Genomic DNA, 19,508 nt, shown 5'->3' on the forward strand with positions numbered 1-19,508 from the left:
TACTGACGGCGGCACTGATGGTGGTAATAACGGCGTAACAATCACTGCGAGCGATATCATCGACTTCGAAGCGAACACGGTAACGTGGGAAGTGTTCGAAAACGATGACAACCCAGCGGTAGAACTTGTTGCTAACCCAGATACCTCTGGAGCAAATGTCTCGGCTACTGCAGCCAAGCTCATTGCACGCACCAATGGCGCACCATGGGCTGGTGCTATTACTCGCGACGTGGAACCGTTCACTCTTGATGCGACCACCAGCGTTGTTCGTATGATGGTGTACAAAGACAAAATCAGCACCGTACGCTTCAAATTGGAAACGGCGAGTGGTTATGCGCAAGAGCTTCTTGCCAACAACACGCTTGTTAACCAGTGGGAAGAGCTGACGTTTGACTTTTCGTCTGTTGCAGACCTGTATGACGGTCCTGTTACTGGCGTAGTCGTGTTCCCTGATTTCGTTGATGCAGATACTACACGTGATGCAGACGCAGTCATGCACTTCGACAACATCACCTTCAATGCTGCTGGCACTGACGGTGGTACAGATGGCGGCACTGACGGTGGTACCGACGGTGGCACTGACAGCGGTATCGACAGCATCGACTTCGAAACCAATGCAGTAACGTGGGAAGTGTTCGAGAACGATGACAATCCAGCGATTGAACTTGTTGCTAACCCAGACACCTCGGGTGTAAACAGTTCAAGCACCGCAGCTAAAATCATTGCGCGCGCCGCTGGTGCGCCATGGGCAGGTGCTATTACTCGCGACGTTGAGTCGTTCACCCTTGATGCGACCAACAGCGTTGTACGTATGATGGTGTACAAAGACAAAGCTAGCACCGTACGTTTCAAGCTGGAGACGGCCACGGGTTACGCGCAAGAGCTTCTTGCTAACAACACGCTTGTTAACCAGTGGGAAGAGCTGACGTTTGACTTCTCGTCTGTCGCAGACCTTTATGATGGTCCTGTTACTGGCGTAGTTGTGTTCCCTGATTTCGTTGATGCAGATACTTCACGTAATGCAGACACAGTGATGCACTTCGACAACATCTCCTTCAATGCAGTTGGCTCGAATGGTGGCACTGACGGAGGTACCGATGGTGGCACTGACGGCGGCACTGACGGCGGCACCGATGGTGGCACCGATGGTGGCACCGATGGTGGCACTGACGGCGGCACCGATGGTGGCACTGACGGCGGCACCGATGGTGGCACCGATGGTGGTACTGACGGCGGCACCGATGGTGGTACTGACGGCGGCACCACAGGTAACACTCCAATCGTTATCTTTAACGATGCAGCGAACCCTCAGTGGGTAGCGTGGGATTGTTGTGGTGGAACCACGCCACCTGTAATCACTGATAGTGATGCTGAATACGGCGAAGTTACTTCCTTCCAAGTGGTCAGCGCGACAGTAAATGGCTTCAGTTCCCGTGAAGGTGTTGCAACGAACCCACAGCCAATCGATGTGAATGCATGGATGGTAGAAGGTACAATCTCGTTTGATATCAAGCTAGTTGCGGCAGGTGATGCGCCAGCAGATGACTGGAAATTCAAAGTTGAATCAAATGGCGGTCCTGATAATGGTGGTGAGTTCGTAGAGTTGAGCTTAGGTACGCTTCCTGAGTTGAATACTTGGAAGCACTATACGTTTAACCTGAGTGACCTATCCAACAACGGGCTAGACCTCACAGCGATCGATCTTGTCATGGTATTCCCAGCATGGGCTACCGGAGTAGGCTCCGAGTATCTCGTCGACAATGTGATTATTTCTCCTACTGGTGCTGATGGTGGTACTGATGGCGGTGGAACCGGAAGCGGTGAAGCCGGTGATGCAAACACTTTCGTCACATTTAATGGTGAGCAAGATACAATTGGTCTTCAGTTCGTTGGTGATCAATGGGGTAGCGGTGTCGTACTTACTGCAAACAGCGGTGATGCACCTTACTCAGATACCATTACCAGTTCGCCAGCGAGCAACTGGACGGGTGAAGGTCAATCGGCGACCGTTCAATGGGCGACAGCAGTGATGGAGACCACTAACACTGCGGGTGTCAACATTGCTTCATATACTCACTTCTCTTATAAAGTGCAGCAAAGCGACTTTTATGAGACGAAGATTGAGTTCCAAAGCGGTAGCAGTGGAACGATGACGTATTTGGTGAGCAGCCAGAATCCAGCTGGCGACATCAATGGTGATCAAGTTGTGACAGAAGATTTGGGTAACGGTTGGTTGAAAGTCACTGTACCAACGCCTAGTCATTCTGATATGAAAGTGATTGGTATCATCCTTAAAGGTGATGTTGCAGACACTGGTGATATTAAATTCGCAGAGTTTGAGTTTACCACTCAGTAACAATCGTTTTTCATTCTCTATTAAAAGGAGCCCACTTTGGGCTCCTTTTTTATTTCCCATCGAAAGAAATAGTTGGAGCGACCTGAGACTTCTGTATGAAAAAACAAAGGTAAAACAAAGGGGACAGACACCCTAAGAAAATCATAGTGTTGTCAGCTTCAGCTTCAGCTTCAGCTTCAGCGTCTTGCGTTTCTTGGCTCATAAACGCGCTTTGAAGATGAATGGCAAGTGGTTGAGCGATATGCTCACTGCATTGTTCAATTGTTAGCCATTTAAATTTCCAATGACAAAAGCCCGCTCATCTCTTATCAGTATTGACGCCACGCCTTACTATCACTGCGTTTCGCGCTGTGTGCGACGCTCGTTTCTTTGTGGTTACGATGACAAATCCCAGCAAAGCTATGAGCACCGCAGAGAATGGATTGAAAAGCGTCTGTTAGCGCTGTCAAAGGCATTTTGTATCGATATTTGTGCTTACGCGATTATGAGCAATCACTACCACGTCGTGTTACATATCAATACGGAAAAGGTCAAAAGACTGTCACCGCACCAAATCGTTGAGCGGTGGCTGGCGTTTCATCAAGGCCCTGCACTTGTTCAGCGCTTCATGCAAGGAGATAAACTCTCCGATACAGAAACAGAGCGATGCAGCGAAATCATAGAAGTTTGGCGAGAGCGTCTTATCTCAATCAGTTGGTTAATGCGGTTACTCAACCAGCACATTGCCTCAGAGGCCAACCGCGAAGACAAATGTACAGGCCATTTCTGGGAAGGGCGATTTAAAAGCCAAGCGTTGTTGGATGAAAAAGCCTTAGCCGCTGCCATGGCGTACGTGGATTTGAATCCAGTGAGAGCCGCCATGGCGGAAACACCCGAAACCTCAGAGCACACGTCCGTTAAAGCACGCATTGAATCGCTAAAGAAAGCAGAAATTACCGCAGCCCACTTATTCCCATTCGCAGGAAACCCGCGACAAGACATGCCTGATGGCATCCCCTTTCGGTTGATGGATTACCTCGCGCTTTTTGATTGGACAGGCAGACAAATCCGAGATGATAAAAGAGGGAATATAGACAACACGCAACCATCATTACTTGAACGGCTGGGCTTTGACAGTGAAAACTGGTTGAGCACCTGCACATGTATAGAGAGAGGCAGCATGATTAGCACAGAATCGTCTCTTAAAGCGGCATTACCTGACTTGCATCGTAAGCGGCTTTCTGGTCTTCGTCTGCCTGACCGTTAATTTTTCTTCCATTCGTAAACACATCCACTTATCAGGTAACGGCCTGAGACTTCTGTATGACGAAAAACGCCATATTCAATCAGCTGTCGACGGCAATACCAACAATCGTTAAATAATGCTCACTTCTGAGATTCCAACCACCGAATTAGCCAGTGCTTGGGCTCGTATTTTTAACTATTCTTAAGGTGTGTGTCCCTGTATTTTCCTGTATTTCCGTTATTTGTTCTATACCTCGGTGACCACATTCCCATCAGGTTTTATCATTCCAATGGTGTAGGCTTGATCCAACATACTCTTATCTATGATCGCTCCACGAAGGTCAGCACCAGATAGGTAGGTATTTTTGTCCATCAGTACACCTGTTAGATTTGCGCCTTTCAAATTTGCACCAGATAGATTGGCCCCTTTCATGTTGCAGAAAAGAAACGAGCCCTTTTCCAAATTGGATGATGAAAGGTTAGCCTTGGCCAAGGTGACAAATGACATGTCTACTTTTGGCGCATAGACACTAACCAATAACGCTTTGTCTAATCGCGCTTTTGTAAAGTTCGCGCCAGCCAGTGATGATTCCGTAAGGTCTGCCTCACTCAGATTCGATTCACTCAGGTCAGCACCGTCCAATGACATACTCATCAAGCCTACTTCTGCCAAGTCCAGTCTGTTCATTGCGCATTTCTTTTCATTCAGCCGCTCCATCGCAATCTGTCTCGCCCGCGATGTTTTCACGCCGTGCGAGCTGTCAATCGTTTTCCAACATTCAAGAATCCCGGCTTTTTCTGCATCGTTATTTCCGCGAAGCATAGTCAGGATTAACAGCACCAAAGAGCAGGCACTGAGTAACCTCGTCCAGCTCGGAACCCCATAAATGGCGGCAATCTCCAATACAACCACCGACAGTGCCAACCACAAAACCAATAGTTTTGGAACTGGCAGAGAATAAAGCCACGCCAAAGCGCTCGTTTTTACAGGTTTCTTGGTTGTCTTGGTTGTGCTTTGATTTTGCGCTTTCGCTTTTGCCGCACCCTCTTGCATTATCTTAGCGGCGTTGCTGTAGACCTCTGACCAAGCAGCAGCATAGTCATCCGTCCATTCCTCGCCTAGCTCTTCCTCAAACGTCTGAAGTAGGGTTTGACCGACTATCGAATAATGTGACTCCAGCACACCGTAAGACAAGTGTCGCTGCCCCAGTGCCCCTAGCATATTCTGCAGCTTCTCCGGATCATGCAAAGCAGCAACCATTGCCGTCAAAGCAGCAAGTAGTTTGTCGGCCATTTTTGTCATCGAGGTGTTCGCAAAAAGTGGCATCAGGTGTGGCGAATGCTCTGAAATTTTCTGATAGAAAAGCTCTGCGAACCTCTTCCCGTCGGGCAGTTTCGCAAAGCTTTCTTCAACCAATTCAACCGTATCCATATTTAAAATTAACCTTTAAAAAACGACTAAATAATATGCAAGTATAAGCAAGAAAAACACCCTATTCATCCTGAGTACGGCAATACTGCATCGGCCGCCAATAGGTATACATTTCTATACTACTTGCATGCGTTTAATGCCTAACACCGCCTACAAAAGCAGCTGGATTGGGGGCAGGCATCCTAAAAATCATAGTGTTGTCAGTTTCATAGCCTTGTGGTTCTTGGCTCATAAACGCGCTATGAAGATGAAGGGTGAATGGTTGGACGTTATGCTTATTGTATTATTTTTGAGAGCTGGGCTCGTATGTGTGGCATATGACTGGTTGGAGGGTAAAGATCTGATTTAACTTCTGTTAGCCTTTTTGGCATTCGCACTCACAGCGAATGTGGATTGGCGCGTAAAGCATAAAAGCGTCTTATGAGTCGAACCTCTGATTTGAACTAACAAGGGAGTGAACCTGTGAAAACAAGCAAACTTTGTATCATCGTATTGGCCAGCATCGCGTCTTTTGGTGTGGTGGCAAAAAGCGGCGATGGGAACGTGTCTGATGAAGCGATTGCAGAACAGCGTAGTGAGCTGGCAGAAAATACGGCTGGTGAAGGATTCGGTCCTCAGTCTCCAAGAGACATCGATTCGCATGAGGGTCGCAACACGTTGTCGTTTAACCCAGCGCCGGAATACACACAGATGAATCTGTGTAATATCCACTTCCATAAAAATGCGGAGCACAAAGGGGGAGAATTCACGAAGTATGCAGGCAATGGTGACGGTCATGGTTACCAAAGCGGCTTCCAATATGCCGGTAAGCTGAGTGCAGCTGAGCTTGCGCCTGTGAAAGGTGAAATCTGTTCAAGCAAGCATGGCGACGTGAAAGCGGGTGATACGATCGAAGTGCATTATGTTCATACCACTGCACAAGTTGAACCAGGGGCAACCTTGGGTTCATGTTTTAATGACGCAAACAAAAATCCACAACTCCGCGTAGAAACGCAAGTTTACGTGGTGGTAAATGACAATACTGCGTTGGATTTTGAAAAACTGAATGAGCATGAGAAGAAAGACGGCGTGCATCAGGCGATCAACATGCCAAACAACACAGGTAAACCTATTCAATACGCGGGCTCAACGACGGGCCCTGGATATAATGAAGAAGGCTCACCATTCCAAGTGACGTGGAGTGTTCGCCCTAAGGTTGCCAAAGTAAATATTGCGACCGTTGGTGAATGGTGTGAGGGCAACGATTTTGATGAAGATCATGCTCACGGCGTCAGAAACCTTGTGGTGAATAAAGATCTGCTTTCTGAAATCCAGCAATAGCAATAGCAATAGCAATAGCAATGACGAAAGGGCGCATATTTGCGCCCTTTTTGCCTGCCTATCTGCGTACACACTGCTTTATCACTTTATCCCATTCGGGTCGTAGTACGAGTTTGAAATACTGAAGGTACTGGAAAGACACCCTAGTTCAACACATAACAAATCATGATGTGTTAAATAAAGATTCATGGATGTTTCCTGATGGGTTGATGTTTTACATTGTGTTCATAGCAAAAACATACAAGAGAGAGACAGTCTATGAATACACGTTTTGCACCTTCTACCCTTGCGCTCGCATTAATGGTTTCCTTCAGCGCATCAGCGGATTACGCCAGTTTAGAAACGTACAAAGGAAAACCGGCTACCGAACAAACAAAGCAAGCCAATGCAGAACTGGCAAAGCAACTGCCTTGGCAAGATACCTCAGCGTTTGAGCGCACTCAGCGTGGTTTGATTGCAGAATTCGGCAGCCACCAAGCCGGCGAGTTGAAGCAACGATTTGACTACATGGACACCATGAATGTGGATGAATTGCCTGACACAGTGAATCCGTCAATCTGGCGTCAAGGTATGCTCAATTACACCGCAGGTGGTCTGTATGAAGTGACCGATGGCGTGTATCAAATTCGCGGTGCCGACTTGTCCAACATGACTATTTACCGCACCGACAATGGTTATGTGATTCACGATCCATTGTTATCACGAGAAGCGGCGGCCGCTTCATGGGAATTTGCCAAGCTGCATCTGCCGAAAATTAAAGGTGAACACAAAATCACCGGCATGATCTATTCGCACATGCATGCGGATCACTTTGGGGGTTCACGCGGCATTCTCGAATCTGGTGACATGGTAAAAGACGCGCAGATTTACGCGCCGAAAGATTTCATTAAAGAACTTGCGGATGAAAACGTGATTGCAGGCACCGCCATGGGGCGTCGTGCAAACTACCAATACGGCACAACGTTAGACAACAACCCGCAAGGTATTGTCGATAACGCACTGGGCTTGGGGACATCGCGTGGAGAAGTGACCTTGGTTGCGCCGACGCAAGAGATCCAACCGCGTGAAAAAGAAATCACCATTGATGGGCTAACATTCCACGCGATTAACATGCCAGGGGCAGAAGCACCCGCAGAAATCGTGCTTTATGTACCGGAATATCGATCATTGAATACTGCTGAGCTGACTTATGACGGTATGCACAATATCTATACGTTCCGTGGCGCGAAAGTGCGTGATGCACTGGTGTGGACCAAATATCTCACCGAACTCAAGCTACGTTTTGTGGATAGCGGGCTGGTAGACAACATTCATGCTGCGCACTCTGCACCTGTGTGGAACGATACTGACACAAAAGTGAATGAAATCTCAGAATACATGGCACTGCAAAGAGACAACTATGGCTTCATTCACAATCAATCCATGCGTTTAGCTAACCACGGTGTCACTGTTCACGATGTGGGTCGTGAGATTGAAAAAATTGTGCCGCAAACACAAAAAGACACGTGGCATACCAACGGGTATCACGGCTCTTACAGCCATAACGCAAGAGCCGTGGTCAACCTGTATCTTGGTTACCATGACATGAACCCAGTGAATACCAACCCACTGCAGACAACAGAAAAATCGTGTGTTTATGTAGAAGCAGCAGGTGCGGATACGCTGTATAAAGCAGGCAAAGTCCACTTTACCAACGGTCAATACCAAGAAGCATCGCAACTGTTCAATGATTTGGTTCAATGCGACCCAAGCAACATTGATTATCGCTTTGCATTGGCAGACAGCTTTGAACAGCAAGGCTACCAGTCGGAAACCATGGCATGGCGTAACTCGTATTTGCAGGGCGCGGTAGAACTGCGTACTGGTGAGATTCAGCCGTCAGTGAAAATTGCTTCAGCAGACGTGATTGCAAATACACCAACAGGTATGTTCCTTGATTTTGTTGCGGTGAAGCTTAACGCTGAAAAAGCCGAACTCGCTAATTTGGACTTCCGTTTCGCGGTCTCGCACCCTGAGCTAGAAGAACATTACTATGGTGAAGTCTCTAACGCGAACATGGCGAATATCCAAGTAGAGCAGCTACCGCAAACCGATGTTGCACTGTCAGTGAGTAAGAACGACTTCACGCAAGTTGTATTGGGTAAAACAACGCTAAACGCATTGGTGAAAGAAGGTAAGGCGACACTGAAAGGAGACGCTAGCCTAATACAATCATTGGCAGGGACTTTAGACGAGTTTGACGGTATGTTTGAAATTCTACCCATGCCAAACAAATAAACCCCTAACATAGCGTCATAAAAATCCCTCAGCCTCGGCTGGGGGATTTTTCGTTGGCGACGGGATCAGGCTTTTGACTTGTCTTTACGTTGTTGCTGACGGCCAAAAATCTGCAATATCGACCACACACTATTCTGTAACAATGCAATAAATCTCATTAGTGATATTACCGATAATTCCCTGTTGGCTTATCTGTGATCAATGTTACAAAAAGGTAAATGGCAGCTTGTCGCTTCTCCGCATTTTTCTAATATCATGTGAAAAGAAAGCGCTTTCTTTTGGCAATGTTTAAACCTATGGCTGTTTACGGGTTGGCTACACTTTACAAATGAAAGACATGGTTAGGTTTTTGCTGAGTGCGTGGCAAGGCGTTAGCTCGGCAGATCAATAATTTATAAAAACAAAGGACGGAATGATGCAAAACAAGAAACTCCTCGCTTCTATCGTGTGTGGTGCGTTGCTAAGTGCTGGCATTTCTGCGTCTGATATCAAGCAGGGTGGCACGCTTAATGTGCCCATCATCACCACCGGCTTTGTTGAAAACTTTAACCCTTATACGTCTAAAGATGTGTTCCACGGCATCATGTTTGAACCTTTAATGGTGTTCAACAACATGACGGGAGAGACGAACTTCCGTTTGGCAGAATCTGCCACTTATTCTGACGATTTGAAAACCATCACCGTAAAACTTCGTGATGGTTTGAAGTGGTCTGATGGCGAGCCACTTGACGCAAGCGATGTGGTGTTCAGTTTTGTGCTGACAAAAAATTCCCCGGCGTTCGATCTCAAAGGTATTTGGTCGGGTGGCAATTTGCAGTCGGTAGAAGCGAAAGACGGCAACACGGTTGTGTTTACCTTGGCAGAGCCAGATTCCACCTTCATTTGGAACCTGGAAAAATACCACATTGTTCCCCAGCACAAATGGTCTGGGGTTGAAAACCTCACCACCTTTACTAATCCAGATCCTGTGGGCAGCGGCCCAATGACCACAGTAAAGTTCCTTAAATCGCAACAAATGGAGCTTTGCCGCAACCCGAATTACTACCTTGAAGGGCGTCCTTACCTTGATTGTGTGAGCTTTCGTTCATACAACGATAACTCCCAAATTCAGCCTGCGCTGATGAAAGGCGAAATCGATTGGGGTTCAAACTTTATCGCGGATATTGAATCTACCTTTGTCGCGCGTGATAAAGCCAACAACCATTTTTGGTACCCCGCAAACGACGCGATCCATTTGTATTTGAATACAAAAGAAGCGCCTTTTAGCGACCTGCGCGTGCGTCAGGCGTTATCCATGGCGCTTGATCGCGACCTGATTGTCGATATCGCTGCTTACGGTTACCCCACTGCCAACTTTAATGCTGGCGGTATCGGCGAGCTTTATGAAACCAACATCAACAAAGACATCTCAAAAAAATACAGCCATTTGACTGAGTTTAACCAAAAGAAAGCCAAAGCACTGCTTGATGAAGCGGGCTTGAAAGATGTCGATGGCGATGGATACCGAGAAAAAGCGGATGGCTCGCCACTGGCGTTTGATATTGAAGTGGTCAACGGTTGGACTGACTGGATTCAAGTGGTCCAAATGGTGACTGAGTTTTACGATGAAGTCGGGATCAAATCTGCCATCAAAACTGTTGATTGGGCGGTATACGACAAGAACCTCAAAGAGAGCAATTACGACGTCGCGATTAACTGGTCGATGGTTGCCACCAATCCAATTATTGCTTATCAAGAATATTTCTCGTCGTCGCGTGTTGGCAAAGGCTGGCATGCTGGCCACGGTGTGAATGACCCTAACATTGATGCATTGATTGATAGCTTTGGTAAGACGGGTTCTGCCGAAGAACAAAAAGAAATCTTGGACAAGCTGCAAGCCTTTACGGCAGAAAACATGCCGTTTATTCCACTGTTCTCAAACCCTACGTGGTTCCAGTACAGCACCAAGAAAGTGGACGGTTGGCCAACCAAAGAAAACCCATACGTTCAGCCAGTTTGGTATGACGGTGGTAAGCGAGTGATCATTTTGAACAACTTGCATCTTAAATAACCAAACCGCGAGCCCTCGCTAGCATCGGGGGGCTTAGAAAGGAGCAATGCGATGCCATTTTTGCTGCGGCGGTTTATGTTTTATTTTTCCGCCTTTTTGATTGCGATTACGTTCAACTTTATGTTGCCACGTATGATGCCGGGTGATCCGGTAGAAGCCTTGTTTGCTGCGTCGCAAGGGCGGATGGATCCCGCGCAAATGGATGCCGTTCGCGAAATGTATGGCTTCCTTGATGGCAATATCTTTGAGCAATATTTGGCGTATATCAAAAGTGTCTTCACGCTGGATCTTGGTCCATCTGTGTTGATGTTCCCAGTGAGTGTGTCTGACGTGATCGCCAATGCCTTGCCGTGGACTTTGTTCTTGGCTCTTGGTTCGCTGATTGTGTCTTTGATCATAGGTGTGAGCATTGGCACGTATGCCTCTTATCGTCGCACTGGCTTTTTTGGTCAGGTTGTTCCGCCGGTATTGGCGTTTGTCAGTAATTTTCCGTATGTCGTGACCGCGCTGTTTCTGTTCTACATTTTCGGTCTCAAATTGGATTTGCTGCCACTGGCGTATACCTATGACCCGTCGCTGGATCCGGGCTTAAACCTCGCATTTATTAGCAGTGTGCTCGAGCACGCCATTTTACCCGTAGGCTCCATGGTGTTGGTGGGCATTGCCTCATGGGTGTTTAACATGCGTAACGCCATGATCAACGTGCTGGGTGAAGACTACGTGACCATGGCGGAAGCCAAAGGCTTAAGTAGCTATCGCGTGATGAGCCGATACGCAGGCCGAAACGCCATTCTTCCGGTCGCGACCGCCATTGCGATGGCCATTGGTTTCTCGTTTGCCGGTTCGATCATGACGGAAGTGGTGTTTAACTATCAGGGGCTTGGCAACATTTTGCTGAAAGGTATTGTCGCGCGTGATTACCCTCTGATTCAGGCCATTTTGCTTATTCTTGTGTCAGCAGTTTTGACCGCTAACTTTGTCGCCGACTTATTGTATGTCTGGCTTGATCCACGCATTGCGAGTGAGGGTTAAGAGATGGACAAAACGGTCAATACAAGCGTCCAAGGCCAAGGCAGCAACATGAAATCGCCAAACGGTGGAATGAAACGCATCAAACGTGCATTTGGCGCAATCTACGCCTTTTTCTACGGCAACCCGCCTGCGATTTTGGGCACGTTACTACTGACCATCGTGCTGGTGGGCGCAATTTTTGCCAACGTTCTGGCGCCGTATTCACCTGAAAAACGGGTGGCGCGTCCGCATCAGGAACCGAGTGCGCAGTATCTTATGGGCACCACGCGCAGTGGTCGTGATGTATACAGCCAAGTGCTCCACGGCGCACGTAAAACACTCACCGTGTCTTTGTTTGCCGGTTTGATTGCCATGACATTGGCTGTCGCCGTGGGTGTCTCTGCGGGCTACTTTGGCGGCAAGATTGATGAGCGCCTGAATTTTATAACAAACGTTTTCTTGGTGTTTCCACAGCTTCCCTTGCTCATTGTGCTCGCGGCATTTTTGGGGCAAGTGGGATCCGTGGTGATAACACTTTTACTGGGGTTGACCTCCTGGCCATGGGGGGCACGTGTTATTCGTGCGCAGACCATGGCAATTCGCCACAAAGAATTCATCTTATCTGCGGAGGTAATGGGTGAATCTAAGTGGCGGATAATTATGGTCGAGATTTTGCCTAACCTTGTTTCCATTGTGTTTGGCGGCTTCTTGGGTGCTGTTATTTATGCAATGGGCTCCGAGGCAGGGTTAGGTATTTTAGGCCTGGGCGACGCGACCGAAGTGAGCTGGGGTTCCATGCTCTACTGGGCGCAGACGTCCTCAGCGTTATACACCGGCGCGTGGTGGGAAATGATGGTGCCAGCGTTGGCACTGGCCATCACCGGCGGTGGACTCGCGCTAATCAACATGTCGATAGACCAAGTGAGCAATCCAAAGCTCAAAACGGGTCCGCACATGAAGTTGTGGCATAAGCTGAAGAAAATCGCCGATAAGCGGAGAGGGTTGTAATGTCAAAATTATTAGAAATCAATAACCTCTGCGTCGATTATGTGTCACCGAATGGCGTGGCGCGTGCCGTGAACAACGTCAGTATTTCTATTGCAGAAGGTGAAACGCTCGGCATTGCGGGTGAATCCGGTTGCGGTAAAAGTACCTTGGCGTTCGCGATATCGCGTCTTCACAAAGCACCGGCACTGATTTCTGAAGGGGAAATCCTCTACAAGGGTCAGGATGTGCTGAAAATGAACGACAAAGCACTGCGCGCATTTCGTTGGAACGAAGTGTCCGTGGTGTTTCAAAGTGCCATGAATTCACTGAACCCAGTGATCACGATTGGCGAACAGTTAACAGACGTCATGCTGGCGCACAAGAAAGTCACGCCAAAGCAAGCGTATGAAAAAGCCGCCGAGCTTCTGCAAACCGTGGGTATTCATCCAGATCGTTTGACCGCGTTTCCGCATCAACTAAGCGGCGGCATGCGTCAGCGTGTGGTGATTGCGATTGCGTTAGCGCTTGAACCAAAACTGATCATTATGGATGAGCCAACCACGGCTTTAGATGTGGTGGTTGAGCGTGAAATATTGAATGAGCTTTACGATCTGAAATCGAAGTTTGGCTTTTCGATATTGTTTATCAGCCACGATCTTAGCTTGATGGGTGAAATTGCCGATCGCATTGGCGTGATGTACGCGGGCAATATGATTGAGCTAGGTGACGCGCAAACTGTGTTTGGTGCACCGCAGCACCCGTATACACAAGGATTGATCTCCTCGTTTCCGACCATTCATGGACCGAAAGAACGGTTATACGGCATTCCAGGTAATCCCGTTAACCTGCTGCAAATTCCGCAGGGGTGTAATTTTCAGGCACGTTGTAGCAAATGCTTTTCGCCGTGTACCGAACATGAACCGATGCTGAAAACGGTCGCACCTGCGCACCAAGTATCGTGTCATTTGGTTTAGAGAGGCAGAGAAGAATGATGGATAACAACGAAACGATTCTCTCAATCAAAAACCTGATGATGGATTTTCGCATTGGGCATTCAAAGACCCATTTGATGCGCGCCGTTAACGATGTGTCGTTTGATCTTAGAAAAGGCGAAGCTCTCGCCATTGTGGGCGAGTCGGGCTCTGGAAAAAGCACAGGTGCGCGCATTCTTACTCGCATCTACAAAGAAACGGGCGGAAGCATTACGTTCAAAGGCAAGCCGTTGGCAGACTATGTGTCTGAATATGGTGAACTGGAGTATGCCCGTCAGGTACAAATGATTTTCCAAGACCCGTTTAGCTCGCTAAATCCGGTGCACAATATTCACCATCACATTGCGCGTCCGTTGTTAATACACCAGCGTGCAACCAAGCAGAACGTCACCGAGAAAGTGATTGCCTTGCTAGAACTGGTGGGGTTGTCGCCAGCCGTCGAAACGGCACAAAAATTCCCGCATGAGCTTAGCGGAGGTCAACGCCAGCGAGTCGCCATTGCGCGGGCGATTGCGGTTGACCCAGAAGTGATTTTGGCGGATGAACCGATTTCAATGCTTGACGTCTCAGTGCGTCTTGGCATTTTGAATTTGATGGCGGATCTTAAGGACAAACATGGGATCGCCTTCATGTATATCACACACGATATTGCAACAGCGCGCTATTTTGCCGAGAAGACCGCAGTTATGTATGTGGGTCATATGGTGGAATGGGGCGAAAGTGACAGCGTGACTCAGAACCCGCAACATCCGTATTCTAAATTGCTGTTATCAGCAGTGCCAGAAGTCGGAAAAGCAGGACGTCGCGATTTGTCTGTTAAGAAAGGTGATATTCCGCTCTGGAAACCAAGCAGTGTCGGATGTCCGTTTGCGTCGCGTTGCCCAATAGCAACCGATACATGTACGCAATCAATGCCCGAGGCGACACGGGTTCGTCCCGGTCATTATGCAAGGTGTCACCACCTATAAATCGCTTTTACCTAGAGATTTCCCGATGAAGGATAGAAATCCGAGTCGGGATTTTATTTGACTAGAAAAGAAAGCGCTTTCTTTTTTTTAGGAACCAAGAAGTATGGACAAGTGTTTTAAGTTGACAAGTGCCCCAGTTAAAGGGCAATTCGTTGATAATAAAGGCGAACGTTTTTATCGCATTGAGAATGTCGATCACATGCCAGCGTTTTTCATGAGCGTGGTATCGGCTAACGATCACTGGTTATTTGCGTCGTCAACAGGCTGCTTGTCAGCCGGTCGCGGTAATCCAGAAAATGCGATTTTTCCTTACCGTTCAGTCGATTTAATTCATGAAAGTGCGGACAACACCGGCCCTAAGACCTTTATACGTCTAGAAGATGATGGCGGCGATGTGGTCACGTGGGAACCGTTCAACCAACAACATGACGGCAAATTCTCCGTTAGCCGTAACTTATACAAAAACATCACTGGCGATAAAGTGGTGTTTGAAGAAATTAACCAGACATTGCGCCTGACCTTCCAGTACAGCTGGGAAAGTGGCAACAATGTTGGTTTTGTTCGCCGCAGTGAACTCACGGATTTCTCCGGTCAAAACCGCGCGATTGAAATTCTTGATGGCGTGCAAAACCTATTGCCACACAGTGCCCCGATGGCGGCATTGCAAACGCGCAGTGCATTAGTCGATGCCTACAAGTGGAACGAAAAAGAACAAGGTTCCACGCTGGCGCTTTACAGCATGTACGCCAAACTGAGTGACCGTGCGGATCCCGCGGAAGCTCTGCTGACCAACACGGTATTCAGTATTGATAGTGATGAATCAGACATCTTACTGAGTAGCCAACAGTTGCCAGCGTTTAAGCGCGGTGATGTGATTGAAAGTGAAAACCTGACACGTGGTGTGCGCGGCGCTTACTTTATCCATAAGTTGGTGAGCCTAAAAGCAGGCGAATCAAATCAATGGATGATGGTGCTTGATACTGGGAAAGATCACGCAGACATCGTGGCATTGCGTGCGCAACTCGAAGATACATCCGCGTTGAAAGCACGGATTGACAAAGATTGCCTAGAGAATCGCCAAGAGCTAGTGGCATTGATCAGTGCCGTTGACGGGTGGCAGTTCTCTGCGGATGAAGCAACCAGCAACCATCACTACGCCAACGTATTGTTTAATGCCATGCGCGGGGGTGTGTTTGAGCAGGGCTATACGCTACGTAAAGAAGATGTATTGCATACAGCTCATCTTACCAACCAATATGTGTTCCAACGCAACCAGGCGTTCTACAACGCGCTGCCTGAGCGCTTCACACAGAGTGAGCTGATCAAACTTGCCGAGCAAGCAGATGATATTCAGTTAGTGCGCCTTTGCTACGAATACCTGCCGTTGACCTTTGGCCGTCGCCATGGCGACCCGAGTCGCCCTTGGAATCACTACGATATCAAGGTCAAAGATAAGGAAGGCAACCCGCTGTTGGCTTATCAAGGTAACTGGCGTGACATTTTCCAAAACTGGGAAGCGTTGGCGTTGAGCTATCCGGGCTATCTGCGTTCGTTCATTGCCAAGTTCGTCAATGCATCCACCATTGATGGGTATAACCCGTATCGCATCACCAAAGACGGGATCGATTGGGAAGTATTGGAACCTGATGATCCATGGAGCAATATCGGTTATTGGGGCGATCACCAGATCATCTATTTGCTGAAATTCCTTGAGTGGTCAGAGCGCTTTGAGCCGTCACAGCTTTCAGCCAATTTGACGCGGGAAATCTACAGCTACGCGAACGTGCCGTATTTGATAGGCGACACGAAAACCTTGTTTGATACCCCGAAAGACACGGTGACGTTTGATACTGACCTGCAGGCGAAGACAGAGAAGCTCGCTTCAATGGTAGGCAGTGACGGTAAGCTGTTACTGGACTCGGATCGCGAAGTGTATCTGGTCAACCTGTCAGAAAAACTGCTGGTGCCTTTGCTTGCGAAGCTGAGCAACTGGGTGGTCGACGGTGGCGTGTGGTTGAACACTCAGCGCCCTGAGTGGAACGATGCGAACAATGCGATTGTGGGCAATGGCCTGTCGATGGTGACGCTGTATTACATGCGCCGCTATGTTGAGTTCCTACAAGGTGTGTTTGTGAATGCACCAGAGAAAATCCGTTTTTCTTCGGAAGTCGCGACTTGGCTAAAAGAAACCACGGATATTCTGAACACTGCGTTGCGTGATGTGAAGAAGAAAGCCGTGACACGTCAGACTAAACACAAATTGCTGACAGAATTAGTGGAATCCGCGAGCCGTTATCGCGCGCAGGTTTATCATCAAAATGGTTTTTCTGGCAAAGAACATGTAGATAGCGCTGATATCGCGGCCTTGCTGTCAACCAGCTTAGATCTGTTGCACAGCAGCACATTGGCTAATGCCCGCGAAGATGGCCTGTTTAATGCTTATAATGTGGTGCAATACAGCAACGAGTCTGTGGAATCATTGCCGCTATATCCAATGTTGGAAGGGCAGGTAGCTGCACTGAGTTCGGGCGCGCTAACAAGCTCGCAAGCGGTTTCATTGCTGGATAGTTTGTTCAACAGCGACATGTATCGTACGGACCAGAAATCGTTCATGCTTTACCCTGATCGTGATTTACCGAACTTTATGAACCGAAACTGCATTTCGTTGGACGCCGTGAAAGAGAATGATCTGTTGTCTGAAATGCACAAGAGCGGTGACAAGCGCATTGTGAAGGCTGATAAGAATGGTGTATTCCATTTTCATGCAGACTTTGAAAACGCAGGTGCGTTGAAAGAAGCGTTGAGCGCAGTACGGGCTGATTACTCTCACGTTGTTGATGCGCAGTTTGACGACGTCAAAGCGCTTTACGAAACCGTGTTCAACCACAAAGAGTTCACGGGACGTTCAGGCACCATGTTTGGTTATGAAGGTTTGGGTTGTATTTACTGGCATATGGTGTCTAAGTTGCTACTTGCTGTACAAGAAGTGTACTTTGCAAGCCTTAAGGAAAACCCAGACAGCGCAGACACCAAGGCGTTGTCGGCATACTATTATCGCGTGCGGGATGGCATTAGTTTTAATAAAACGCCCACTGAATATGGCGCCTTCCCCGCTGACCCTTATTCGCATACGCCAAAACATGCCGGTGCGCAGCAGCCTGGTATGACCGGCCAAGTGAAAGAAGAAGTGATCACGCGCTTTGGCGAATTGGGTGTGTTAGTGGAAAGCGGTACGATTCGTATTGCGCCAACACTGCTGATGAAGAGCGAATTTAGCCCGAAACAGGCAAGTTTTGAGTTCGTGAGCGCTGATGGTGTCGCGCAGAACATGACATTGAATGCAGGGGAGCTGGCGTTTACCTATTGTCAGGTGCCGTTCCTATATCGTCTGACAGATAGCGAGAAAGCGACCATTGTTGTCAAAATGACATCGGGTGAGATGATTTCAGTGGTGGGTAATAGCTTGCCGGAATCGATCTGCAAACTTATCTTCAGCCGCTCTGGTGATGTGGAAAGTGTGATTGTAGATGTGCCTGAAAGCGTGCTTTATCAAGCCGCAAGCTGATCTAAGATAACCATCGCATAGCGTTGATAACAAAAACAGCCGCATTAGCGGCTGTTTTTTTGTCTGGCACACGCCGTTTTTCGTCTCAGCGAATGTCTTTTACTGAGCCGCGCTCCATAAGCGCGGGGAAAAGACGTTTTGTTACGTTGTTTAGCGGTTTGCCATTCAGGATGTTCAATACGCCTTTTGCCGCTTCGCATGCCATCTCTTCCAGTGGGAAGTTAATAGTTGAAAGGCTCGGGGTCATGAATGGGCTGTATGCGTGGTTATCAAACCCGACGATGGAAATATCCTCACCGACTTTTAGGCCGCGATCATGGCAAACGCCATATGCAGACAATGCGATGCTGTCGTTTAGGCAGAAAATGGCGGTAATCTCGTCATCCCTGTCCATCAGACGGCGGATTGCAGTGTCATTGCCATCGTGGTCGAAACGACCTTCAATCACTAAGTTTTGGTCGTATTCGATTTCGTATTTTGCTAGTGCGTTGCGATAACCTTGAAGGCGTTCACGGCTATCAATTTTACTTAGCTGGCCAGTAATACAACCAATTCGGCGATGGCCATTTTTAATCAGATATTCTGTCGCAATATAGCCCCCCCATTCGTTATCCATGCAAATACATTGGTCCGAAATCTCAGGGATATAACGGTTCATCAGCATGGTAGCAGGGGTTTTCTCTACAATTTGCAGAATCTCAGCATCGCTGAGCATGTCAGATGTGAGCACTAAACCATCAATCTTTTTCGCATTTAAAAAGCGGATAGACTCTTGCTCTTCTTCATGCTGCTCATGACCACTCGTGATGATCAAATGGTAGTTTTTCTGTCGAACTATGCGTTCGACATGGTGCATCAAGGGGCCAAAATAAGGGCCATCAAATGTACCAACTAACATACCAATACTGTGCGAGCGGTTAGAGGCAAGTGCTTGTGCGAACGCATTGGGTTGATACCCTAAGGTTTCGATAGCCTCGAATACCTTAATACGGTTTTTCTCCTTCACTGACTCGTGGCCGTTTAGCGCACGCGATACAGTCGACTGAGAAACGTTCGCGAGTTCAGCCACCTCTTTTATGGTAATCAAATGATCTTCCTTAACGTACCCGTACATGCCCTCGTTTTATATTCGATACGAGACATGCCATAAAACACATTCACAAAGGCTTTTTGGAAAGCGATGAAGGTGAAAAGCGCAACATTCTAAACAGTTATCTACCTCACAGCCTTATAAACAACGGCTTTGACGCGAGGCTCATACCAAATTACTTCCGAATGCAATCGGTAGTTGTGCCACGAATAACGCGTCATTTCTAGTTTGAAAGC

11 protein-coding genes and 1 pseudogene are annotated in these 19,508 nt (G+C 47.9%); 10 read left to right on the forward strand and 2 right to left on the reverse strand.

The features are described 5' to 3' along the window. Positions 1 to 2,356: pseudogene (locus A1OO_RS23605) on the forward strand (hypothetical protein); the annotation flags it as partial. Positions 2,357 to 2,639: 283 nt separating this feature from the next. Then, entirely contained in the window at positions 2,640 to 3,602 is a 963-nt protein-coding gene (locus A1OO_RS13580; protein WP_017003335.1) for a transposase, read from the forward strand. A 225-nt stretch (positions 3,603 to 3,827) separates the two neighbouring features. Here the strand turns inward: A1OO_RS13580 and A1OO_RS13585 are convergent, their stop codons facing one another. Beyond that, positions 3,828 to 5,012: a pentapeptide repeat-containing protein gene (locus tag A1OO_RS13585; RefSeq protein ID WP_016961538.1), complete on the reverse strand. Its 1,185-nt coding sequence runs from the start codon at positions 5,010 to 5,012 to the stop codon at positions 3,828 to 3,830. A 483-nt stretch (positions 5,013 to 5,495) separates the two neighbouring features. Here A1OO_RS13585 and A1OO_RS13595 point away from each other — a divergent pair, with 483 nt between their 5' ends. The 8 genes from A1OO_RS13595 (at position 5,496) to A1OO_RS13630 (ending at position 18,182) form a co-directional block, all read left to right on the forward strand. Then, entirely contained in the window at positions 5,496 to 6,332 is an 837-nt protein-coding gene (locus A1OO_RS13595) for a delta-class carbonic anhydrase (protein WP_241819235.1), read from the forward strand. A gap of 258 nt (positions 6,333 to 6,590) precedes the next feature. Continuing rightward, positions 6,591 to 8,609 carry an alkyl/aryl-sulfatase gene (locus A1OO_RS13600; RefSeq protein ID WP_016961541.1) on the forward strand — a complete coding sequence of 673 codons (2,019 nt, stop codon included), beginning with the start codon at positions 6,591 to 6,593 and terminating at the stop codon, positions 8,607 to 8,609. Between the two features lie 415 nt (positions 8,610 to 9,024). Then, positions 9,025 to 10,659 (forward strand): ABC transporter substrate-binding protein, encoded by a 1,635-nt coding sequence (locus A1OO_RS13605; protein WP_016961542.1) that lies wholly within the window; start codon positions 9,025 to 9,027, stop codon positions 10,657 to 10,659. Positions 10,660 to 10,710: 51 nt separating this feature from the next. Next, positions 10,711 to 11,691, forward strand: coding sequence for an ABC transporter permease (locus tag A1OO_RS13610; RefSeq protein ID WP_016961543.1), 981 nt, complete (start codon positions 10,711 to 10,713; stop codon positions 11,689 to 11,691). A gap of 48 nt (positions 11,692 to 11,739) precedes the next feature. Next, a complete protein-coding gene (locus A1OO_RS13615; protein WP_371732660.1) occupies positions 11,740 to 12,678 on the forward strand; it encodes an ABC transporter permease in 939 nt (312 codons plus the stop codon). Beyond that, the gene (locus tag A1OO_RS13620) at positions 12,678 to 13,631 is read left to right on the forward strand and encodes an ABC transporter ATP-binding protein (RefSeq protein WP_016961545.1); all 954 of its coding nucleotides are present in this window, start codon (positions 12,678 to 12,680) and stop codon (positions 13,629 to 13,631) included. Before A1OO_RS13615 ends, A1OO_RS13620 begins: the two co-directional genes overlap by 1 nt. A 17-nt stretch (positions 13,632 to 13,648) precedes the next feature. After that, positions 13,649 to 14,617 carry an ABC transporter ATP-binding protein gene (locus A1OO_RS13625; protein WP_016961546.1) on the forward strand — a complete coding sequence of 323 codons (969 nt, stop codon included), beginning with the start codon at positions 13,649 to 13,651 and terminating at the stop codon, positions 14,615 to 14,617. Positions 14,618 to 14,720: 103 nt separating this feature from the next. Further along, complete coding sequence (locus A1OO_RS13630) at positions 14,721 to 18,182, forward strand: hypothetical protein (RefSeq protein ID WP_017003336.1); 3,462 nt, start codon at positions 14,721 to 14,723, stop codon at positions 18,180 to 18,182. A gap of 85 nt (positions 18,183 to 18,267) precedes the next feature. On the opposite strand, the gene A1OO_RS13635 is transcribed toward A1OO_RS13630, so the two are convergent. Beyond that, complete coding sequence (locus tag A1OO_RS13635; protein WP_017003339.1) at positions 18,268 to 19,269, reverse strand: LacI family DNA-binding transcriptional regulator; 1,002 nt, start codon at positions 19,267 to 19,269, stop codon at positions 18,268 to 18,270. Between the last annotated feature and the right edge of the window lie 239 nt (positions 19,270 to 19,508).

The sequence above is a fragment of the Enterovibrio norvegicus FF-33 genome (assembly GCF_000286835.2).
GTDB classification, from domain to species: Bacteria; Pseudomonadota; Gammaproteobacteria; order Enterobacterales; family Vibrionaceae; genus Enterovibrio; species Enterovibrio norvegicus_A.